Source organism: Bradyrhizobium sp. McL0615 (assembly GCF_049993905.1).
Lineage (GTDB): Bacteria > Pseudomonadota > Alphaproteobacteria > Rhizobiales > Xanthobacteraceae > Bradyrhizobium.
Genome location: NZ_CP188254.1, coordinates 3828741 through 3851042 on the forward strand (window position 1 = coordinate 3828741; position 22302 = coordinate 3851042).

Below are 22302 nucleotides of genomic sequence, written 5' to 3' on the forward strand. Positions count from 1 at the left end.
CCCGTTTTGCATCACAAGTGAGAACTCTCGCTGCATTAAGCGAGTTTTACCCTCGGTTCGCGGCTCCAGATGCGCAGCTTACCCAAACCATCGACGAACGATCTGGCGCTCTTGGTGCTGCCGATGACGATGCAGCCTTCGTCGAGATCGCCAGCGGCAACTCCGGACTTCGCTAGTAAAGGCAGAGCGGACTCTACATAGCCGATAAATTTGCAATGAGTAAAAGCGTCGGCCACGAAGTCACGCGCGCATGACTCCTGCAGAAGATCCTCCATCGCGTCTTTTGCCGGCAAAAGGGCAACCGCGTCGTACAGCACGGATGGACCTCCATCGATCATTTGATCGGCTTCGACCCAGCTACCGTCGCTGGCTTCGACGCCGGCTACTTTCGGCGCGATGATTTCATAGGTCGCTGAAGCCTTGTCGAGAGCGCTTTTCAGCGTCTTCAGCAGACCGGCGTCGCACCCGTCGGTGACGAGAATGCCAAGCTTGCGACCCTCGAAGCGTTCAGGGCCGTTGTCCACAATGCTTAGGGCTGGGGACGGATCGAGATCTTGGCGGGGCGGCACCGCGGCGTCGGCGGGTTTCGGCATCTTCTGCAGGCCGAGCTTGTCGGCGACTTTCTTGGCCAACGTCTCGTCGACATTCAGGAGATGCGATACCATGCGTTCCCGGATTGCTGGAATTTTCACTTTGCTGAGTTCGAAGGTCAGCGCAGCGGCGACATGCGCCTGCTCTCCCATTGTCTGACTAATGAAGAATTGACGGGCCTGGCTGTAGTGGTCCGCGAAGCTTTCAGCACGCAGACGCCGTTTGGCGCCTTGCTCAACGTCGGCGAACGGTGTGAACCCGCGCTGCGTCGACTCCCTGGCACCTTCGCCGAAGGAATTCGGTTGGTAGTTGGCGCGTCCAACGGGGTTGCGCATGGCCATATGGCCATCCTGCTGAAAGTGCGCGAACGGGCATTTGGGCGCGTTGATCGGGATGTGAGTGAAATTCGGGCTCCCCAACCGCTTTAGCTGCGTGTCGAGATAAGAGAAATTTCGACCCTGAAGCAGGGGATCGTTCGAGAAGTCGATCCCCGGCGGAACGTTCTGGGTCATGAATGCGACCTGTTCGGTCTCGGAGAAGAAGTTGTCGGGCATGCGATCAAGCACCAGCCGGCCCACCGGGACCGGTGGCAGGAGTTCCTCCGGAATGATTTTCGTAGGATCGAGAACATCGAATTCAAATTCATCGGCGAATTTTTGATCGAATAGCTGCAGCCGCAGTTCCCATTCCGGAAAATTGCCGGACTTGATCGCCGTCCAAAGATCCCGCCGGTGAAAATCGGGATCCGCGCCGTTGATCTTGACGGCCTCATTCCAGACGACTGACTGCAGGCCGAGCTTGGGCTTCCAGTGGAATTTGACAAAAGTCGACTCGTTCTTGGAGTTCACGAGACGAAATGTGTGGACACCGAAACCTTCCATAAAGCGAAACGAGCGCGGAATTGCCCGGTCGGACATCACCCACATGACCATGTGCATGCTCTCCGGAGTAAGACTGATGAAATCCCAGAAATTATCGTGGGCTGACTGCGCCTGCGGAAAGGCGCAATCGGGCTCTTCCTTGACCGCGTGGATCAGATCAGGAAACTTTATCGCATCCTGAATAAAGAAGACCGGGATGTTGTTGCCGACGATGTCCCAGTTGCCCTCCTGCGTGTAGAGCTTCACGGCGAAGCCCCGGACATCTCGGGCCAGGTCGACCGAGCCTTTGCTGCCGGCAACGGTCGAAAATCGGACGAAAGCCGGCGTCTTCTCGCCGGCGCGCTGGAATAGATCAGCTTTCGTGTATTTGGAAAGCGGCTTGTAGTTCTCGAAATATCCGTGAGCCGCGTATCCGCGAGCGTGCACGACGCGCTCGGGAATGCGCTCATGGTCGAAATGGAAGATCTTCTCCCGGAAATGGAAATCCTCGAGGAGTGTTGGACCGCGGGGCCCGATCTTGAGGGAGTTTTGGTCATCAGAGACCGGGCCTCCCTGGGCAGTAGTCAGTACCGGCGTCTTGCCCGCTGCAGTTTGATGAAGCTCACCGCCTGCACCTCGGGTCAGCTTTTGGTCGTGAATAGTCGCCGTTCCGGCAGAGGAGCCGGTCGATTTCGTCGTCTTGGCCATGGAGCGGATCCCCCGGTTGAACTGTGGAGTCATCCAATCCGCGTGCGGGGCATCCGTTCCTCTCGGACGATATCGTGCCGATTTGCTCGAGGGGTGGCACCGCAACCAATCGTGCTTCAGCCTTCCTAGTAAAGCCCTGAAAAGCGCGGAAATGTTCGGACTTAGATCAGCCGGGCACCTTGCAGCGACTGTCAGTGGCGCGGCAAGCGCGCCACTGACAGATATCAAGCGGCTATCACCGCAGCAGAAGAATCAGGATGATCAGCGGGATCGGGATACCGAGAAGCCAGAGTAAGATCGGCATAGTGTTTCCTTTCGTTATCGGCGGCGATTCCATGTGCCATCACGAAGGCCGCCGCCTTCCGTGGCTGCAAGGCTGGCGCAGAAAGCGCCGAGCAGGAGAGAAGCCGTGATCCAGAACGCGAGCGAAGCGGTTGCTTTGCGCGCTGTATCGACATCGGCTTTGATCTGCGTGACGACGTCGTTGACCCGTTTATCCGCGTCCTGCTGGCTTAAGCCGGTTCGGGCAGCCACGACCTTGGCGGTGTAATCGCGGTCCGGGGCTTTGAGTTCGCCTCCATTGCGGAAGCTTCGCGTAAAGAGGCGTGTTACCTCGCCACGTGTATCTGCCGGGTTAGCGTTAGATGTTTGTGCAGCGGAATCGCCCCGCAAGAGCGCGTCGACGTACCCGTCCATCGGACCGCTCGATTGAGCGGCGCTCGTGACAGCTCCCTGGCTGACGCCGGCTGCAGTGCCACCAATAAGGCTTGTTGCCGGAGTGGCTAGCACGGCGGCGCCGAGCACCGAAGCCAGAGCCCAGGCAATAAACCCGTGCGCCGTATCGCGAAAGTATACTTCATCCGTATGCACACCCTGCCATCTTGAACGCAGACGTCCAGCGAGGTACCCGCCGATCGACGACGCGATCATGGCAATGACGATTAGATAAAGTCCGGTTGTTATTTTGAAGGTCGTGGCCGAGACGCCCGATGCGGCCCACGGTGAGACCACGCTGAGTCCAAGCCCGGTACCAAACGCGAGCAACACGAGGGTCATTGCACAGGCCGCGACCGCGCCCGCTACGATGGAAGGCCAGGACACGCCCGTTAGCGATGAGCCCGGGGAATCCCCCGGGGTAGCCACGACAGTATCGATCATTGAGTTTCGCTCCAAAATGACAGCGCGGAGCGCTATCTGCCGCAATAATGTGCACGCTTGCAGATAGTTCCTACGTGCTGGAACTTTGGGGTCCCGTACCGATTTTACCCGCGGGCTGCCAAAGGGGCGACGAATATGAGCGGCAAAAAGCGCGCAAAAGAATCGTCTCACATTTCAAAGTTTTTCGGCGAACTTGCCAATAAAACTTCCCTGGCCGCAGGTCGGGCTTCGACCTTTATCCTCGCGGCAAGCATCGTCGTCGTTTGGGCTGTCAGCGGCCCGTTGTTCGGCTTCTCTGACACTTGGCAGCTGGTCATTAACACCGGCACGACTATCGTGACTTTTCTTATGGTGTTTCTGATTCAGAACTCGCAGAACCGTGATAGTGCGGCCATTCAAGTCAAGCTTGACGAACTGATCCGCGTAGGTGCGGCCCGAAATTCACTGGTTGGTATCGAACATCTGACCGACGACGAACTGGAAGATCTGCGCGACAAATGCGAGGCGCGGGCGCGCGCCGAAAAAGTCGGTGACGAGACTGTCGACAAAACGCGGCAGTCCGCGCTCCGTGCCGCCGAACGGGTCGCGAACTGATGCGTCCCGCAACAGGTGGTCAATCTCAAACAGCCGCCGCAGAGAATATTGACGCAGTCGTGCGTCTCGAAAAGCGAGACGAAGAGATGCTCGCCGTCCATCATCGCGTTTTCCACTGGGTCGGCTGGTTTGTTGGCACGATCCAGTTTATTAGCGTTCAGTGCGCTCTTGTCTTCTGCTGGATCGCGTTCAATCTCAATTTCAAGCAAAATGCCTTCGATGAATATCCGTTCCCCTTGCTCGCGACGATCCTCGCTCTCGAAGCTGTTTTGCTCACTTCCTGCGTGCTGATCCGCCAGAGCACTATTGACCGGACGTTGGAACGGCGCGATCACCTCGAACTCCAAATCAGCCTCCTTGCCGAACGGGAAGCGACCCGGTCCTTGCGCATACTGCAGCGGATCGCAAAAAGATTGGATGTCGAGGATGACGAAGATTGCACGCCCGATGAGCTCGCCCGCGAAACCTCAGTTGACGAAATCGCTCGCGATTTGAGAGAGCGGGAGAAAACGGAAAAGCTTAACGAAGAGGGTGACGGATCCGAAGCTGCGCGATCTACTTAGGTCCGCAGCGGGGCGCCGTACACGATGCGCAGAGGTCGTTAATTCGACCATCGTTCCGCGGCGTTGAATGCAATGACACGGATCGGATTGCTAAATTGAGCTTCCAGGAGACCAACGATGGCTGCCTCCAGGTCCGCATGCCCGGCCGCCAAAATCATTCTGTGTAGATCGTCTGATCGGCCCGGCCCGGGACGATGGAAGGCGTCCAGTCAGACCTACGGCTACCCCAACTATCGACTGGGGCTTGGCAATCGCTCGGGGTGAAGTTCGATTCTCGAGTAGTCGATGCGGCGTTCAGGAGTCTCGTTTTCGATCCACATCAACGTGACACCGAGCGGCAGTCCGGGGCATTGATCGACAGTGCCGGCACCCGCGGCAATTCTTCCAGTGGACTTGCCTGAGACCCGGATCACGACTTCGTCGATCCCGAACCACGTCGGCGGACCCTCCGTGTGGCGTTTTGTGTTTATTACCGCTTCAAAATTCTTGCCGTCGAGATGATACCAGCCCTCGTACTCAATGAAGGCATCGCCGCCAGATATCCGCCCGTTCTTTACGGCTACGAGCGCGGTACCAGTACCGCTCGGCGTCCGAAACCAAACGCTGTAATCTCCTTCGCGCAAACTGATCTCTCCATTTAGCGCCAACGCGCGCAGAATACTCTACAACGTTCAACGCGTGAGTTCGGATCATAAGTCCGTCGAGGCGTGCTTAATGACAGGTGTCGGGCCGGAATTTTCTTCCGCTGAAGAGTGCGGCTCAGCTTTCGACATCGATACGTGACCGCCCGGGGCGATCTTAATCCTTCCCTAACCGTAAGAAATGGGCAGCGCGTCAGCCTGGTCCCGGGCTTCGGGAACGGCGCCCTGAAGGCCTGAGAAGGCACCATGCTGCTCTCAGCATCGGAACTCGTTCATCTCGGGCGCGTTTTGGCCTTCATGACAAGGGATGATTCGACTGAGTCAACTGTCGGCGCTGAGCAAAGAATAGACAACGCTGTGGACGCCATCCGCGGCATGTCCCGGGATCTTGCTGAAGAAGTCGCGCCTCGTCCGAGGGTGCTCAACGGGTTGAGCGCGGCTACACGCAGGGCGCCTATCCAATCGTTGGCAACCGCATTCCTGGTCGGTGTGATACTCGCGCGCCGGTAGCGATTTGGGCCGGTATGGCCCCGCCCACCAGCTGATCGAACTACTGCGGCAAGACCTCAGAACGCCCTTCGCGAGCCTGCTCTTTTAAGGGACCTCTTCGGAAATGGGGGCGGCGAGCGGACCGCCGGCCCAATTAACCGGCTCCGGCATCTCCATCGGGTCTAGCTTGTCGCAGAACACACACTTCAATTCTGTGCGTCCTGTGGGGCTGGGGGCCGGTACCATTCTCTTACCGCAGTGCAAACAGCGGGTGACGCGGTCCATCGTAACCTCCCGAAATTTGCCAGCTCAATTATCTCATGGAACCGTGGTTCCAATGCGTTGCAATTCTTTTACGAGTGAGCCGCAATGAAGGAGGTTATCGCACAGGTCATGCGCAAGTACGGCCTGATGGTCACCTTATCAGCTGCGAAGCGCAAGCTGCGCGTGCGCGTCTGACTGCGTTCTTGAAAGATAAGAAGGACACCACGCGGAGGCTCGCCGTTGAAGGCGTGAAGTATCTCCGCGAGGACAGGAGTTCCCGGACTTCGCTGGCTAGATCCAGAGTTTTTGCGGCGGCATCGGATGGTAGGGAGAGCCGGTGGACCTTGATCCCGTTGCCGTCGGGGCTGCTAGATAATGGCAGCGCCCGCACTCCAGCTAACCGAAACCGAAGTGAAGGCCCACGCGCGTTGCGCGGCCTTTCGCTCCTAAAGAAGCCGCGCTGTTCCCGAGGAGCGGAACTGGGCGTGCCGCTGTCGAACGGCGGTTCCGGCGCATATTCCAAATAGAGTTGAATTGCCAGTGCAGCGTCGTCGCCAGGAAATTCGGTGGCGGGGCGCAGTGCTCCGTCGATGTCTACCGTGACCTCCGCAGCGAATACATAGCTTCCGTCCACAACCACGCGTTCTGCAACCGGTCAACCCTTTATCGCACGGTCAACCCTTTATCGCATCGGCTTCCAATGCCTCCTTGACCGCCTCGTCGACGTGCTCGAGCCATATGAACTCGAGCGCCTCGCGGGCGCCTTTCGGGATGTCGTCGTAGTCGCGCTTGTTGCGGGCAGGGAGCATAACCCGCGTAAGCCCCGCTGCAGCTGCGGCGACGACCTTCTCCTTGATGCCACCGACCGGAAGAACTAGGCCCCTTAGGGAAATCTCGCCAGTCATCGCGGTATCTTTGCGCACCGTCCGATTGGTCAGAAGCGAAGCCAATGCGGTGAACATGGCGACGCCTGCGCTCGGACCGTCCTTCGGCGTGGCGCCGGCGGGGACGTGGACATGTATGTCGCTCTTCTCGAAGAGTGCAGGGTCGACTCCGAGTTCGGAGGCGCGACTCTTGACCAGGGTCATCGCTGCCTGTGCGCTCTCGCGCATGACGTCGCCAAGCTGGCCCGTGAGCAGCAGGCCGCCGCGGCCGGGCACGCGCGAGGCTTCGATGAATAGGATGTCGCCGCCGACCGGCGTCCACGCCAGCCCGGTCGCGACGCCGGGTACGCTGGTGCGTAACGCGATCTCGCCTTCGAAGCGGGGCTGTCCGAGGACCGTCACCAGATCCTTGGGTTCGATCGCGACCTTGCTCGACGAGGCTTCCGCGATCTTCACGGCCGCGAAACGAAGCGCACGCCCGATCTCGCGCTCGAGCGAGCGGACGCCGGCCTCCCGCGTATAGCCTTTGATAATGAGGCGGAGCGCTTCGGTTTCGATCTCGGCCTGTTCAGGTTTCAGACCGTTCGCTTCCAGCTGGCGCCGCACCAGATACCGCTCCGCGATCTCGAGCTTTTCGTCCTGAGTATAGCCGGGGAGGCTGATGATCTCCATTCGATCCAGCAGCGGCCCCGGAACCGTCTCGAGGTTGTTCGCGGTCGCGATGAAGGCGACCCGAGAAAGGTCGAAGGGAACCGCGAGATAGTTGTCGCGGAACGTAGAGTTCTGCTCGGGATCGAGGACCTCGAGCATCGCGGCCGACGGATCGCCCTGTACGCCGCGGCCCATCTTGTCGATCTCGTCGAGCATCATCACGCAATTGCGGGCGCCGACCTTCTTGATACCTTGGATGATGTTGCCGGGGAGAGCGCCGATGTATGTGCGGCGATGGCCGCGGATTTCGGCCTCGTCGTGCACGCCGCCGAGGCTGACGCGTACGAACGTCTTGCCCATGGCGCGGGCGATCGATTGACCCAGCGAAGTCTTGCCGACGCCGGGCGGGCCCGCGAGGCAGAGGATGGGCGCTTTGCCCTGGGGCGCGAGCTTGCGCACGGCCAGATATTCGATGATGCGCGTCTTGATCTTCTCAAGTCCGAAATGATCCTCATCGAGGATCCGGCGTGCTTCGGCGATGTCGATGGGCTTCTCAGCCGGAACGGTCCAAGGAAGCTCGACAAGCCAGTCCAGGTACGTCCGGACCATTCCGGCCTCGCCCGCGGCCTCGGGCATCCGTTCGTATCGGCGGAGCTCCTTCTTCGCCTGGCTGTCCACCTCGGCGGGCATCTGCGCCTTCGCGATGGCTTCCGTCAGTTCGGCGACTTCCTGCGCCTTGCCGTCGCCCTCGCCGAGTTGGCGCTGGATGGTCGCCATCTGTTCCCGCAGGATCGCTTCGCGCTGGCGCTCGTCGAACGTGGCTTTGGTCTTCTGACCAATCTCGTTGGTGAGGCGCAGCACCTCGAGGCGCTCGGCCAAGAATTGCGAGACCTTTTCCATGCGTTTCGACACGTCGATCGTCTCAAGGATCTCTTGCTTCTCCTGCGCTTTGATGTCGAGGTATGACGTCGCCATGTCCGCCAGCGTCGACGGCGACGTCAGCGACTGGAAGGCGGCAAGCAGCTCCGGCGGCGCCTGCGGCAGGAGTTCGATCGCTTCAACGGCCTGACGCTGAAGGTTGAGGAAGCGCGCCTGGATCTCCGGAGACGTCGCCGTAGGCTCCGGAATCTCAATGATGCGTGCGGCGAGGAACGGCGTTCCGAGCAAGAAGTCGACGATCCGGGCGCGCTGCACGCCCTGGCAGATGAGATGGTTCGTGCCGTCGGGGGCGGTGATGTAGCGGACGATATTGGCGACCGTGCAGACGCGGTGCAGATCGTCCGGAGCCGGTTCTTCAGTTTCAGGTTTCCGCTGCAGGAGGATCCCGATGGCCCGTTGTTCGCGGAGAGCCTGCTGGGCCGCGGCCAAGGATCGCGGCCGGGCGATGGTGATCGGCGCGACGGTGCCCGGGAATATGACGGCATCACGGACCGGCACGATGATGAGTGCGTCGCTCGGAATCCGGACTTCGGCTTCAGGGCGAGCGGTGGAGTGGCTAGTTTCTTCGGAATCCATCTTGGCCCTCAAAACGTCTTTGCGAGGCGGAGAACGATGCAGCCGTTGGCCGCGAAGCGGCTGACGTCGCAGCAGCCGGCCGGCAGCACGATGCGGCGCTCGAAATGACCCTGCGGCAATTCGAGTCGGTGGATGCGCGCGTGGCGCAGTTCGGCGGGCAGGGTTCGCTGGCCTCGGATAACGAGGATCCCGTCCGCGATGACGGCCTCGACGCCGTCCGGATCGACGCCGGGTAGCGCCACGAAGATAAGGACCTCGTCGTCGGTCTCGATGACGTCAATCGGCGGCTCCCATGTCGACCCACGTGGCTCTGCCGTCGCAGTCAGGCTGAAGAACTGCCGGTGCATGCGCTCGGCGCGGGAAAGCTGTTCTATGGCCTCCGACAGCATCCAGTTCATAGGGTCTCTTCCCGGCATCCGATCTCTCCGTCTGAGCCTCCGGCATCTATTGGACGGGCGGCGGCTGCGGGATTATAGGTCCGCGGAGAGGGGGTAGGAACCCGTGCGGCGGTGAAATTCCGGTAGGAAGGGGCTCTTGAAATGCAGGCTTCTGTCCGCTGCCGGATTCCGTTACGTCCGGTCAGCCTCCGCTGCAGCTCGTTGAACTAGCGTGCGTCTATGGCGCATTCGACATCGACGATCCAAAAGCGACCACTGCTCACCGACCTAACTGGGTCGCGCGCAACCCTTCGCCACGCGCCAGCGATTCTATCCAGGCCGCCAACTGCTATTCAACTCTTGAAACAAACTTCGCTGCAGCGACGTTATCTTGGAAACGTGGTATTCCTGCAAAAACAGGAAGTGCTTCTGATCTCCGACCGGCAGCGGAAATGTCCCCGTCCGATGATGCAAAAGAAGCCAGTGACGGAGCCCGCCGACGGCGGAGAAGGAGCAACACCTTACTGTTGGTCCTGGCGGTTGGATTTCTTATCTTTGGGGCCGCCGCGGGCGCACTGTATTACGTCTTGCGGCCGGTAACTCTTCGGATCGCCGTCGGACCGCCGGGAAGCGACGATCACAAAGTGATTGAGGCGATGGCCAGGACCTTCGCCAGCGAGAGCAGGACAGTCCGACTGTCTCTTGTTACGACCGACGGCGCCGTCGAAGCCCTTGGCCTGCTTGGTGCTGGCAACGCCGATCTTGCGGTCGGTCGTGGCGATCTGGAGATGCCGGCGGACGCGCAGACAGTCGCCATCGTGCGTAAGAACTTCGCCGTGCTGTGGGCGCCTTCTGAGCTTGCGGAAAAGAGCTCCAAAAGAAAGCCCGTGCCGAAAATCCAGGAGATCGGCGGTCTCGCAGGGCACAGGGTCGGCGTGATCGGCCGGACGCCAGCGAACGCTGCGTTGCTGCGGGTCATTCTGAGCGCGTCCGGCGTTGATGCGGACAAGGTCGCGGAAACGCAATTTGGCACAGACCAAATCGAGGAGCTGGCGCGGGACCCGACGCTTGATGCATTTATGGCGGTCGGTCCGCTCGACAGCAAAATCACCGCAGACGCCATCGCCGCTACGGTCCGGTCACGAGGCGAGCCGAAGTTCCTCGCGATCGATGCGTCGGAAGCCATCGCCCTCAAGTACCCGCGCTACGAATCCGAGGAAATTCCACCGAGCGTCTTCAATGCGAATCCGGCCTGGCCGGATGACAAGGTCGAGACGGTTAGCGTCAGCCACCTCATTATGGCGCGAAAGGCTTTGTCCGAGACGACGGCGGCGGCATTTTTCCGGCAGCTGTTTGCCGTCCGTCAGGCGATTGCCAGCCAAGTACCTGGCGCTGCACACGTTACCAAACCGGATACTGAAAAAGACACCGGGCTGCCGGTGCATCGGGGAGCGGCAGCCGTCATCGACGGCACCGAGCGCACCTTCCTCGACAAGTACGGCGATTATTTCTGGTTTGCGCTCCTGCTTCTCTCCGGAATTGGTTCGGCCGGCGCCTGGTTGCGTCACTATTTCAATCGGGACGAAAGGCAGGAAAACACCAAACATCGCGCTACAATCCTGGCTATGGTTTCGAAGGTGCGCACCGCAGAATCCGACCAGGAACTTCTGGCGATGCAGCGTGAGGTCGACGCCATCATAAGTGAAACACTCGAATGTTATGATGACGGCGCCATCGAGGAAGAGGAACTGTCGGCCTTTAGTCTGGTGCTCGAACTGTTCAATCACGCTCTCGTCGAGAGACGTGCGGCGTTGCGAGCGAACACGCCCGAATCCGCGCGCGGTGCGGCGACAGGCAACAGCTTCACGTCTCAACGATGATGGTGCTCGTGCCGACAGCGTGGGGATCCGCCGCCGAGGTCTTCGAGTGTAGCGCGAAAAGGATTACGTGTGGCGATCATATTCGCCGCGCTTGGATGCAAGCGTTCATGTCTTCCCACTCAGCGATGATGCAATAAGAGTGATCGCCCGTCTTGACGATATTGGCGTGGAGTAGACCCGACCACGTTGCCCCGATCTTGTCGTGAGCATTCAGAAAGTGCTGGTCGCCTTCCGGCTTGAAACGAACAGCATTAAAGGCAGCCATGGGCCTTCTCCATCGTCTCCATGATCGAGGATACGCAGCCTGTCCCGGAGGGCTACTGTGCTTTGACCATCTCGGCCAGCGAAGGTTGATCAACATTTGGAACTGAAATAATCTTTTTGTCACCTCAAAGAAGAGCCGGAGTACGGAGCCATGGATTCGATCCGTTCTGTAGTTTGTCGGGCACTCACTCTCGTCCTGTTCTATTTCGTCTGTTTGAACTTGCAGGCTAACGCCGAGCCACGGTGGCCATTGCCGGAGGGTATCAAGTCAGTTGAGGTCAACGGTTACGACATTGCGTATCAGGAGGCGGGCTCTGGCCCGAACATGGTTCTGGTGCATGGCGCGCTGACCGACTACAGAATCTGGACTACTATCGTTCCGGCATTTGCCAAGCGCTTTCATGTTATCGCGGTTAGCTTGCGTCACTACTATCCCGAAAAGTGGGACGGCACCGGCAACGACTTTTCCTTTGAGCAACATGCCGACGACGTCGCGGCGCTGATCTGGAAGTTGAACCTTGGACAGGTGCATCTGCTCGGCCATTCACGAGGAGGCGGTGTTGCCGTGAATGTGGCGAAGACTCATCCGGAGGTCATCAAGACGTTGATCCTGGCTGACCCGGTTGGATTTGAGTCGATGCTACCCAGCACACCCGAGTCGCAAAGGCTGGCGCAGATGACCCAAGATCGCATCGATACGCTTCGTAAAAATCTTGCGAGCGGAAATGCCGAGCTTGCTGCGCAGGTCTTTGTCGACTCGCTCAATGCGCCCGGTGCTTGGGCTACGCGGACCCTGGCGCAACGAGAACGGTTGTTCGACAACTTGGCTACCGCGGCGCAGATGGGCTTGGCTCCTGCAACGAGTTGCGAGCAGGTTGCAAAATTCAGCTTCCCAATTTTGATCCTGCATGGGGAGAACAGCCCCAAGAATTTTTCTGCAATGTCGGCGGCAGTGCGAAAATGCAAACCAATAGCCGAGCCAATTGTTGTGCCCAACGCCGCGCACAACATGTTTATCGACAACACTCCCGTCTTTAATGCAGCTGTATTCGGCTTCCTGTCTCACGACTGACTTGGGCCCCCGCGCCCAACCGCCTGATCTGTGGTACAATCAAAAAGCGGTCAAAATATCCTGGGAACTGTTGCGGCGGCCCATGTGCTGGCGCCGCTTGCACGGACCCTGCACAAAGGGGGAGCCGATGACCAAATCGAGCCGACGTACCATTCTTGCAAACGCTGCCGCCACCGCGGCGGCAAGCGCAGTGCCGCAGGTATTCGCTCAGGCGCAGCCGGCGGCGGCTGTTTCGGGATTGCCGGCCGGCGCCAAGCTCGGTTTCTACGAGAAAGGCAATGTCCGCATCCGTTATGCCGAGATCGGCTCGGGCTTCCCGCTGCTGGCGACGCCCGGCGGCGGCTTGAACTCCTGTATCGCCGTGTGGGCGCGTGCGGTGATCAACATTCCGGAGGACTTCAAGAACGATTTCCGCGTGATCACGATGGACCAGCGCAACGCCACGGGCGGCGAGTCCTCCGGGCCAGTGCCTGTCGACGACCCCTGGGGCGCGTTCGCCGACGACCAGCTGGGCGTGATGGACCATCTCGGCATCAACAAGTTCGCTTTCTTCGGCAACTGCATCGGCGGCCCGTTCGCGATGAAGCTGATGGAACGCGCGCCACAGCGCATTGCCGCGGCGATATTGAGCCAGCCGGTCGGGCACAAACCGTCGAAGCCGGACTACATGTACGACGCGGGCAAGACCGTCTGGGCCAAGGAACTGCGCGAGCGCCGGCCCGAGGTCTCGATGGAGACCATCGAGGCATATCTGCACAACCTTTACCGCCTGCGGCCCGATTTCGTGTACAGCGTATCGCGTGATTTCGCGAGATCATGCCAGACGTCGATGCTGGTACTACCTGATGACGTCGACGCGCATCCGCTGGAGGCGTCGATCGCTGTCGCCTCGCTCTGCCCGAATGCCGAAATCACGGTATTTCCCTGGAAGGACCCGCCGGAGCTGAAGGCGCGCACCATCAACCGGGCGCGCACTTTCCTGAAGCGATATCAGACGGCGTAGCGCGGTTGAAATCACCGCCGGCTGTCAATGAGGAGTTGGAATGCAATCGACGACGACCGCGAGTATCGACGCCGAGCGCATTCCCTTCTGGTCGGCCCTCATCAGGGACAGGCGCATTGCCCCGGCTCTGGGCCTCGGCTTCACGTCCGGCATGCCGTTCCTGCTGACCTATTCCACGCAATCGGCCTGGCTGACCGATGCAGGGGTGCCGCTGGCGACTATCGGCCTGCTCAGCGAACTGACCCTGGCCTACAAGTTCAAGTTCCTCTGGGCGCCATTTCTCGACCAATACGTTCCCCCGCTGATCGGACGTGTGCTCGGGCGGCGGCGCGGCTGGTTGATCGTGGCCATTCTCGCCGTCATAGCCATGCTGGCCGGTATAGCCTTCGGCGATCCCGGTCATTGGATTTGGTGGACCGTCGGATTCTCCGTCGCGCTCGGGATCGCGGGTGCAACGCTCGATCTCGTGCTCGACGGGTGGCGTATCACGAGCGTGCGCCCGCCGGAGAAACAGGCGGTGCTGTCCTCGTGGACAGAGATCGGTTGGCGCGTCGGCAATCTCGCGGCAGGTGCGGGTGCGCTCTACCTCGCCGACCGTATCGGCTGGAAGGGCGCGTATCTGTGCATGGCGGCCCTGATGCTGGTCGGAATCGTGGCGACGCTGTTCGCGCCCGAACCGCCCTCCGACATGAAGCCCCACAAGCCACACACCGGCTTCATCGCGACGATCTGGGCCCCGATCGTCGACCTCCTCAGGCGGCTCGGCCCGATGGCGGTCGCGATCCTGCTGCTCGTCGCGGGTTTCCGCATGCCGGGCTACATCGCCAGCGCGATGGCGGTGCCGCTGTTTAAGCACCAGGGCTTCACCAATACCGATATCGCCACCGTCACCAAGGTCTTCGGCTTCTGGATCGCGCTTGGCGGCACCTTCGTGGCCGCGTGGCTGATCCCGCGCATCGGCATGATGTCGAGCCTCATCATAGGCACGGTCGCGGGCTCGGCCTCGCATCTCGCGCTTGCGTTCCTTGCAGCGCACGGCGGAGATGGCGGCAACGCGTTCTGGACCTTCGCGCTCGCGGTCGGCGTCGAGGGGTTCGCTTACGCCTTCGCGTCGATCGTGCTGATCACCTACATGTCGACGATCTCGTCGGTGGAGCATGCGGCCAGCCAGTTCGGCCTGCTGACCTCTCTCTGCGCCTTTCCGGGCAGCATTCTGGCCGGATTCTCGGGCTTCGTGATTGAGCATACCGGCTTCGTCTGGTTCTTCATCTGGACCTCGCTTATCGGCATCCCGGTAGCGGCGCTGGCCGGCTTTGTGTGGTACCGCGTCGGCATATCGGACGAGGCGCCGATCCGGGTCGGCGCAGGACATTAGAGCGTTTTCGGCGCTGACCGTTGGATGCAAGACTTAAGTCAGGTGACAGCAGCTACTGGGGAGGTGCGGATTTTTCCCCCGACCTTTGGATCGCTCGACTTCCGATCCTCCCCCGAAAGCAGACATCCAGAAGGCAAGCAGGCTTGTCTCAAAAGTGCCAAATCCAGACATGTAACGTTCGTAGCCGAGACCCGAAAAAACCAAAACCCTCGGTCCAAGTATTTCGGCGCGGGAAGATCAATCAAGCGACTTACTCGTCACCCTTAATCGTTGTGCGAGGATCCGCATTACCTTGAGGGCGAAATACGGGGTTTGGGTTACAAGAAAAAGAAACTGCTTTTCCGAGATGGGAACCAGCTCAACGTCGGTGATCGCCACGGCAGTCGCGCTCCGCGGCTCGCTGTCAATCAGAGCCATTTCACCAAAAATATTGTCAACCGTAAGATCGGCCATCGTTCTGTTGCCGACTTGAATGCGAACATAACCGCTCTTGATAACGAAAAGCTCGTCCGCCTTCTCGCCTTCGCGGAAAATGACATCCCCGGCTCTTACTCGGCGGGTCTCGATATCGTTGCCAGTTAAGAGGCTGAAGCTCGTATCTGCCGCCATACCAACTCCCACAACATGAACGAGCAAATCGTAGCAGCATTACGAACGCCCCGATACATCGCCAATATGTCCGTTACGGGTCAATCGCGTCGCTTTGGCCGGACCAGGGCAACTTCCTCTACCTCGGTGAACGGACATTCTCAGGATAGGCGGGCATGTCTCAAAGGTGCCAAAGGGCGACATTACACATCTTAAAATGACGAGGCCCTAAGGCCGGGTTAGGGCCTAACCGGACGACAGCTATTATCTTGGAGTTCTAGCGCGATACCAAAGCAGACCGGCCAAAGAAACCGCCACGGCAATTAGATAACCGCTTAAAAATTCATGGGCGAGATAAGAGCCAAATCCACCCATCGGGCTGTTATCGTGGATTGGGCCGGTGATGCGGCGAAACATCCAACCGCTGACTAAGGCGAACCCCAGAAGAATTAGGAAACCAGCTCCCCACCGTTCCGAACCAAAGATTGCTAGAGTTGTAACTGCGCCAATAATTAGAAATGCAAACAAAAAGGAAAACACACCGCATCACTCCCGATAAGTCGGCGCGAAAGCCCGACCACCGCCAATCTATTCTAGGCCGTTGCGGTCCGAAAGCCAGAGGAGCGATGTCCGAGTTGGGTCAAAAGGCGACCTTCGGACGCGGCTGGTTTAGGTCTGTTCACCCTCCATCAGCGGGCATTGGAAAACTGCCGCAGCACGTCCGTTAAGTGCCAGAGCCGGACATCAGCTCGCTCGCGAAAAATCACTTTAAGCTTATTTGCAGCGCGGGCGGATCAGAACTCTCGGCGCCATGTCAGCGTTGATGAACTTCTTGACAGTATCAACGCGGATGCCTTGCGCGCGCTTGCCACCGCCCATGATGCCGCGGTCCAGATGATCGACACCTCCATTGTCCGTGCGTCAGCATGGAGCCTGCATAACGAGGAATCAGCGTCAGTCGATGGGAAAAGGTCACGAGGCGGCTTGACGAGCAAAATCCACACGGTGGTCGATAGCAAGGGTTTGCCGGTGCGGTTGGCGTTGAGCCCCGGCGAGGTCCACGATGTTCGACTTGCCGGAAAACTGCTGTCTCGTCTCAAATCCGGATCAATGCTGCTTGCCGACCTAGGTTATGACGCAGACTGGATCAGGGAGCTTGCCATGAAATAGGGCGCGTGGGCCGACATTCCGCCGAAAAGCAATCGCAGGGATCCGATCTGCTTCAGCTCGTGCCTCTATCGCGCTCGCAATCAGGCCGTGGCTGCGCGCTAACGAGTCCACGTCCTAAGATGCCGAAGTCGCTGATGGTTATACTTTCCTTGCGGAGATAGTACAACTTGCTCCCGCGTTCTGGTGCCACCGGAGCGGACGCTTCTCAACTCGAGGCGTGCCTCGGGCGCGCCAAGACCGGAGTGCCTTCATCTGACGAGTTGCAGCAGCATTCAAGAGGACGCGAGGGAGTAGCTTGTACTTCGGCCTCCACCTTTGTCCTTGGCGAGGATGCCCTGATCAACGAGGTCCAGAATGTCGCGCAAAGCCGTGTCGGGCGAGCATTTCTCAATTGCAGCCCATTTGCTCGATGTCAGCTTGCCTTCGAAACCGTCCAGTACACGATTCAGCATGTCGCGCTGCCGATCATTGATCTTTGCGGTGGCAAGCCGTTTCCAGAACTCCGCCTTTTCCAGCACGGTTGCGAGAATGGTCTCTGCCCCACTGAAGGCGCGGTCGAGACAGCCTAAGAACCACTCAAGCCACGGCGTGATATTGAGGTCACCCTTCTGAATGCTCTCAAGCATCTCGTAGTACGTCTTCCGCTCTGCGCGGATCTGGGCGGACATGCTGTAGAAGCGCTGCGGAATTCCTTCAGAGCGGGCCAGCGACATGTCGGCGATGGCGCGCGCGATACGTCCGTTGCCGTCCTCGAAGGGATGGATGGTCACGAACCAAAGATGCGCGATTGCGGCCTTGATGATCGGATCGATCTTCTCCTCGGTGTTGTACCAGTCAAGAAATGCGGTCATGTCAGCGTCAACCGTTGCGGCGGGCGGTGCCTCGTAGTGCACGCGCTCACGTCCGTAATCGCCGGAGACGACCTGCATAGGTCCTGCCGACGCGCTGCGCCAGGCGCCCACAGTGATCTTCTTCATGTTGCTGCGACCCGTCGGAAAGAGCGACGCATGCCAGCCGAAGAGTCTCTCTGCCGTAAGGGCGGCTTTGAATCTTTGAGTGGCGTCGAGCATCATCTCGACAATGCCTTCGACATTGCGGTCCGCCGACGGCAAGGCGCCTACGTCCATGCCGAGCCGCCGCGCGAGCGATGAGCGCACTGCGTCCTTGTCGAGTTTTTCTCCCTCGATTTCGCTGGACTTGAGGACTTCTTCGGTCAGGGTGGTCAGGACAGCCTCTTCCTGTTGGGGAAAGCCCAATCCCTGCATCCGGCCGATAAGCTGCCCCTGCCGCAGCCGAACCGCCGCAAGCGGCCTTGCCAAGGCGTCTGAATTCCAAGAAAAGCGAGGCCAATCAGGCTGTTGATGGATATAAGCTAACATTCTCCGCACCCTTTGCGGAGAATATGGCAGCTATTCTCCGCATCCGCAAGGATAATTTCCCGTAAATTCTGCGGAGAATAGGGAGCTATTCACCGCACCGGTTTGACCCGGTGGCTGTGGCGGTCCCGATGGACGGCTTGAGCGATGCTTTTCCGTACTCCAATTTGGCCACCGGCACTCAAACGTTCTTGCGATGACTCGCACCGCGGTGCTTTGGCTGATGGGCCGTCGGCGAGACGACAGTGATTGCAGAACGGGTGGTTCGTTCGCCTGCAGTTATGCGCGTTTCGGGGAGTGAGAATAACCGGATCCGCTTTCGAACCTCCGTTGATCCGCAAATCGAAACTTAACGAACGCTCGAACAGGTTCATTCGATTCGTTTCCTGCTTGCGCACGGCCTCGTGTGTAGAGCAACCGAGCGGGCTCGATGATTGGTCCAGTTTGATCATGTCGTTCACGTTCTATTGAGGTACTTCCTCAACCACGCTGAAATTGCCGCATCGATGACCTTTCATCAATGAGTTGGATCGGCGCAGATCTCGTTGCCGCTGACGATTTTTATTCCGGTTGAATACTCGCCTTACTCCCGCTTTTCATCTCGTTGCGTTCGTTTCGCGGTGAGTGGGGCGGAAAATGTTTCCGGCAAAAATTTACATCGGCCAGATCGCCGTCGTCTTCAGCATCGTCTTCACCTCGACATGGGGCGCGACGCAGTGGACGGCCAGCGCGCTCGGCTATCAGGACGGCCTTGGCTCGCCCTGGTTTACGCTGTCGGGCTATCCGGTCTATCTGCCATGGCGGCTGTTCGAGTGGTGGTACGCCTACGAAGCGTACGCGCCCGAGATCTTCGAGCGTGCCGGCGCCATGTCTGCTGGTGGTGGAATGGCGGGCGCGCTATTTGCGGTCGTCAATTCCGTATGGCGCGCCCGGCAAAATCAACTGGTCACGACCTACGGCTCGGCGCGCTGGGCGACGCCAAGCGAGATCGCCGGCGCTGGCCTATTCCGGGCCAAGGGCGTTTTCCTTGGTCGTATCGACGACAACTATCTCCGCCATGACGGCCCGGAACATGTGATGTGCTTTGCGCCGACGCGCTCGGGTAAGGGTGTCGGTCTGGTGCTTCCGACCTTGCTCTCCTGGACCTCGTCGGCCGTGGTTCACGATATCAAGGGCGAGAACTGGCACCTGACTGCCGGTTGGCGATCGCGCTTCTCGCATTGTTTGCTGTTCGATCCGACCGACACACGAAGTGCTCGGTACAATCCGCTGCTTGAGGTGCGCAAGGGTACTGCCGAAGTCCGGGACGTTCAGAACATTGCCGACATCCTTGTCGATCCTGAAGGCGCGCTTGAGCGTCGTACCCATTGGGAAAAAACCAGCCATGCGTTGCTGGTCGGGGTGATCCTCCACGTTCTGTACGCCGAGGAGAACAAGACTCTCACCCGCGTCACCGAAATCCTTGCTGACCCCGCCCAATCGTTCGAGAAGACATTACGGATCATGATGGCGACCAACCATCTTGGCACCAAGGAGACACCGAAGGTTCATCCCGTAGTCGCGGCAACCGCGCGGGAATTGCTCAACAAGTCCGAGAATGAACGCTCCGGCGTGCTGTCGACCGCGGTAAGTTTCCTCGGCCTCTACCGGGATCCGACCATCGGCCGCAATACCGAGGCCTGCGACTGGCGGATTGCGGACCTCGTCGCCGCAGACAGGCCAGTCACGCTCTATCTCGTGGTGCCGCCCTCCGACATCAGCCGCACCAAGCCATTGATCAGGCTGATCCTCAATCAGATTGGCCGGCGTCTTACCGAAACGTTGAACACAAATGACGGAGCGGCGGGGCAACGCCAACTATTGATGATGCTCGACGAGTTCCCGGCGCTGGGGCGGCTTGATTTCTTCGAAAGCGCGCTGGCGTTCATGGCGGGCTACGGTATTCGAGCCTACCTGATCGCCCAGTCTCTGAATCAGATCGTCAAGGCCTATGGTGAAAACAACGCCATCCTCGACAACTGCCACGTGCGGATTGCGTTCGCCGCCAACGACGAGCGTACAGCAAAGCGCATCTCGGATGCATTGGGCACCGCCACGGAACTGCGGGCTCAACGCAACTATGCCGGCCATCGGCTCGCGCCCTGGCTCGGCCATGTCATGGTCAGCCGGCAGGAGACTGCACGGCCGCTGCTGACACCGGGGGAGGTGATGCAACTCCCCCACGGTGAGGCAATCGTTCTCGTGTCCGGGCTTGCGCCTGTCCGCGCCCAAAAGCTGAGGCACTATGAGGACGTAAACCTCAGCGCACGGGTCCTTCCGGCGCCACGGCTGGTTGGCGGCCTTTACCCCGATTGCCCACCAACGAGACCCCATGATTGGCAGAATCAGCGAAAGCAGGTCGATCTTCAGCTGGCAACGCTTCCGTTTCGCGACCTGATGCAGGACTCCGAGGCGGAGGGTGGGCTCAAACAGCAGCTGGCCCCGTTCGATGAACCTGCGCCTGGCGTGGGCGAGATTTCTTTCGACGAGGAAAGCCTCTTTGAAGACGATTCCGACGTGGCGTCCGATGGCAACCAGGTGCAGCGCGCAGCTAGCGACACGGCCACGGTTCGTCGGGCCCATGCGGTGACGCGCGACGACGACGATCTTCTTCCAGCTTTTTGATGGGCCAAGCGATGAAACCGAAACTGTCCGTCTACCTCTCCGACCATGTTGCCGAACGCCTCACGCTGGCGGCCAACCGACCAGGAACCAACAAGTCAGCAATCGTCGATGCAGCACTCGACCGCTTTCTTAATCCGGAGCGCGACCAAAGCGGCGATGCAGCCCTGGTGCGGCGTCTCGACCGCATGAGCCGGCAGTTTGGTCAGATCGAGCGCGATCTCTCGATCACGGCTGAAACCATTGCTGTCTTTGTCCGCTACTACCTCACCATTACGCCCCCATTGCCGTCGGGCGACCAGGACGCCGCGCGGGCCTTGGGACGCGAGCGCTTCGAGATGTTCGTCGCACAGATCGGCAAACGTGTCGCTTCGGGGGGCCGGCTTGTCGCCGACGTGATGGAGCGGGTCAATAGCTCCAATCCTGATCTGTTTTTGCGGAATCTGGAGGAGGGCGCGCCGCTGGGCCAGGCGGCAGTTGTAACCGAAGCCGAATCCCGTGCCGGTGAGGCGACGGGTGAGCCGCCGGAGCATTCTCCGGAAGGACGAGAGGGGATCGGCAATGTCTGATCTCCTCTCGCCCGAAACCAGAGAGCGTCGCCGTAACATGCTGCGTACCGCCATGGGACCGGCAATTGCCTTGGCGCTCGATGAACCGGACGTGGTTGAAGTTCTGGTCAATCCCGACGGCCGGCTATGGCTCGACCGTCACGGTTCCGGGCGGGCCGACACCGGCGTGGTCCTGACACCCAACGAAGCCGAGCGGATCATCCGGCTCGTTGCAAGTCACGTCCGCGCCGAGGCCAGCGGGTCGTTTCCGATCGTTTCGGCTGAACTGCCAGAAACCGGCGAACGGTTCGAGGGACTGCTGCCACCGGTGGCGCTTGCGGCCTGCTTTGCCATTCGCAAGCCCGCCACGACCACCTTCCGTCTCTCGGACTATGTCAGTTCGCAGATTGCTTCGCCCGCGATGGCCAGGATCCTCAGTGAGGCGGTTGCGCAGGGGCGAAACATCCTGGTCGCTGGCGGGACCGGCTCGGGCAAGACCACGCTCGCCAATGCCCTGCTGGCCGAGGTCGCGGGCCTCGACCAGCGCGTCGTCATTATCGAAGACACCCGCGAACTTCGATGCGACGCCAAGGACGCGGTCGCGCTCAGAACCAAGCCCGGCGTCGCAACGCTCGCCGATCTGGTGCGCTCCACCTTACGGCTGCGCCCGGACCGGATCGTCGTGGGTGAGGTCCGGGGAGGGGAAGCCCTCGACATGCTGAAAGCCTGGAACACCGGCCATCCCGGTGGGATCGCAACCGTGCACGCCAACTCCGCGCGCGCGGCGCTCTATCGGATCGAGCAACTGATCCAGGAGGCCGTGACGACCGTTCCACGCCGGCTTGTCGCGGAAGCGATCGATCTCGTCGTCTTCATCAAGGGCCGGGGTCCCGGGCGTCGTATCGAGACGACCATCGAGGTCAAAGGCCTCGATCTTTCCGGCGACTATGTCCTGGAGATACCGCCCGGCCTGCCGAACCCCGTCAACCATCCCTGATCGGAATCTGGAGAGAGCCATGACATCAAAACTTCACGTCTCAGCCGCGCGTGGGTGCTTTGGATGGCTTCGC

18 protein-coding genes and 2 pseudogenes are annotated in these 22302 nt (G+C 59.9%); 10 read left to right on the forward strand and 10 right to left on the reverse strand.

The features are described 5' to 3' along the window. Positions 1-35: 35 nt before the first annotated feature. Both ACPPVP_RS18000 and ACPPVP_RS18005 read right to left on the reverse strand, forming a co-directional pair. A complete protein-coding gene (locus tag ACPPVP_RS18000) occupies positions 36-2159 on the reverse strand; it encodes a catalase (RefSeq protein WP_426536606.1) in 2124 nt (707 codons plus the stop codon). 318 nt (positions 2160-2477) lie between these two features. Further along, positions 2478-3317 (reverse strand): hypothetical protein, encoded by an 840-nt coding sequence (locus ACPPVP_RS18005; protein WP_426536608.1) that lies wholly within the window; start codon positions 3315-3317, stop codon positions 2478-2480. Positions 3318-3452: 135 nt separating this feature from the next. Between ACPPVP_RS18005 and ACPPVP_RS18010 the strand changes: the two genes are divergently transcribed. Next, entirely contained in the window at positions 3453-3911 is a 459-nt protein-coding gene (locus tag ACPPVP_RS18010) for a low affinity iron permease family protein (protein ID WP_426536610.1), read from the forward strand. Beyond that, complete coding sequence (locus ACPPVP_RS18015; RefSeq protein WP_426536612.1) at positions 3911-4474, forward strand: DUF1003 domain-containing protein; 564 nt, start codon at positions 3911-3913, stop codon at positions 4472-4474. Before ACPPVP_RS18010 ends, ACPPVP_RS18015 begins: the two co-directional genes overlap by 1 nt. A gap of 230 nt (positions 4475-4704) precedes the next feature. On the opposite strand, the gene ACPPVP_RS18020 is transcribed toward ACPPVP_RS18015, so the two are convergent. From ACPPVP_RS18020 to ACPPVP_RS18035, 4 genes and pseudogenes are all read right to left on the reverse strand, one after another. Continuing rightward, complete coding sequence (locus ACPPVP_RS18020) at positions 4705-5097, reverse strand: hypothetical protein (RefSeq protein ID WP_426536614.1); 393 nt, start codon at positions 5095-5097, stop codon at positions 4705-4707. A 1240-nt stretch (positions 5098-6337) separates the two neighbouring features. Beyond that, positions 6338-6523 (reverse strand): annotated as a pseudogene (locus ACPPVP_RS18025) (DJ-1/PfpI family protein); the annotation flags it as partial. A 19-nt stretch (positions 6524-6542) separates the two neighbouring features. Then, positions 6543-8918, reverse strand: coding sequence for an endopeptidase La (lon, locus tag ACPPVP_RS18030; protein WP_426536616.1), 2376 nt, complete (start codon positions 8916-8918; stop codon positions 6543-6545). Between the two features lie 8 nt (positions 8919-8926). After that, positions 8927-9334, reverse strand: coding sequence for an Hsp20/alpha crystallin family protein (locus ACPPVP_RS18035; RefSeq protein ID WP_426536618.1), 408 nt, complete (start codon positions 9332-9334; stop codon positions 8927-8929). A 413-nt stretch (positions 9335-9747) separates the two neighbouring features. Here ACPPVP_RS18035 and ACPPVP_RS18040 point away from each other — a divergent pair, with 413 nt between their 5' ends. Beyond that, the gene (locus tag ACPPVP_RS18040; protein ID WP_426536620.1) at positions 9748-11175 is read left to right on the forward strand and encodes a TAXI family TRAP transporter solute-binding subunit; all 1428 of its coding nucleotides are present in this window, start codon (positions 9748-9750) and stop codon (positions 11173-11175) included. A gap of 76 nt (positions 11176-11251) precedes the next feature. On the opposite strand, the gene ACPPVP_RS18045 is transcribed toward ACPPVP_RS18040, so the two are convergent. After that, complete coding sequence (locus ACPPVP_RS18045) at positions 11252-11440, reverse strand: hypothetical protein (RefSeq protein WP_426536622.1); 189 nt, start codon at positions 11438-11440, stop codon at positions 11252-11254. 150 nt (positions 11441-11590) lie between these two features. Between ACPPVP_RS18045 and ACPPVP_RS18050 the strand changes: the two genes are divergently transcribed. The 3 genes from ACPPVP_RS18050 (at position 11591) to ACPPVP_RS18060 (ending at position 14889) form a co-directional block, all read left to right on the forward strand. Then, the gene (locus ACPPVP_RS18050) at positions 11591-12511 is read left to right on the forward strand and encodes an alpha/beta fold hydrolase (RefSeq protein WP_426536624.1); all 921 of its coding nucleotides are present in this window, start codon (positions 11591-11593) and stop codon (positions 12509-12511) included. A gap of 127 nt (positions 12512-12638) precedes the next feature. After that, a complete protein-coding gene (locus ACPPVP_RS18055) occupies positions 12639-13514 on the forward strand; it encodes an alpha/beta fold hydrolase (protein ID WP_426536626.1) in 876 nt (291 codons plus the stop codon). 40 nt (positions 13515-13554) lie between these two features. Then, entirely contained in the window at positions 13555-14889 is a 1335-nt protein-coding gene (locus ACPPVP_RS18060) for an AmpG family muropeptide MFS transporter (RefSeq protein WP_426536628.1), read from the forward strand. Positions 14890-15126: 237 nt separating this feature from the next. Here ACPPVP_RS18060 and ACPPVP_RS18065 read toward each other — a convergent pair whose 3' ends face one another. Together ACPPVP_RS18065 and ACPPVP_RS18070 are read right to left on the reverse strand one after the other, a co-directional pair. After that, positions 15127-15498, reverse strand: a complete 372-nt coding sequence (locus ACPPVP_RS18065) for a Crp/Fnr family transcriptional regulator (protein WP_426536630.1) — start codon at positions 15496-15498, stop codon at positions 15127-15129. A 243-nt stretch (positions 15499-15741) separates the two neighbouring features. Beyond that, positions 15742-16017 (reverse strand): hypothetical protein, encoded by a 276-nt coding sequence (locus ACPPVP_RS18070; protein ID WP_426536632.1) that lies wholly within the window; start codon positions 16015-16017, stop codon positions 15742-15744. Between the two features lie 306 nt (positions 16018-16323). On the opposite strand from ACPPVP_RS18070, the pseudogene ACPPVP_RS18075 reads away from it, so the two are divergent. After that, positions 16324-16731 (forward strand): annotated as a pseudogene (locus tag ACPPVP_RS18075) (transposase); the annotation flags it as partial. Between the two features lie 188 nt (positions 16732-16919). Here ACPPVP_RS18075 and ACPPVP_RS18080 read toward each other — a convergent pair. Continuing rightward, positions 16920-18026, reverse strand: a complete 1107-nt coding sequence (locus ACPPVP_RS18080; protein WP_426536634.1) for a Fic family protein — start codon at positions 18024-18026, stop codon at positions 16920-16922. Between the two features lie 633 nt (positions 18027-18659). Between ACPPVP_RS18080 and ACPPVP_RS18085 the strand changes: the two genes are divergently transcribed. From ACPPVP_RS18085 to trbB, 3 genes are read left to right on the forward strand one after another with little or no spacing between them, the layout of a single operon-like run. Beyond that, positions 18660-20687, forward strand: a complete 2028-nt coding sequence (locus ACPPVP_RS18085) for a conjugal transfer protein TraG (protein WP_426536636.1) — start codon at positions 18660-18662, stop codon at positions 20685-20687. An 11-nt stretch (positions 20688-20698) separates the two neighbouring features. Further along, complete coding sequence (locus ACPPVP_RS18090; protein WP_426536638.1) at positions 20699-21253, forward strand: CopG family transcriptional regulator; 555 nt, start codon at positions 20699-20701, stop codon at positions 21251-21253. After that, on the forward strand, positions 21246-22229 hold the full coding sequence (gene trbB / locus ACPPVP_RS18095) for a P-type conjugative transfer ATPase TrbB (RefSeq protein ID WP_426536640.1): 984 nt from the start codon (positions 21246-21248) through the stop codon (positions 22227-22229). Before ACPPVP_RS18090 ends, trbB begins: the two co-directional genes overlap by 8 nt. Positions 22230-22302: the final 73 nt, after the last annotated feature.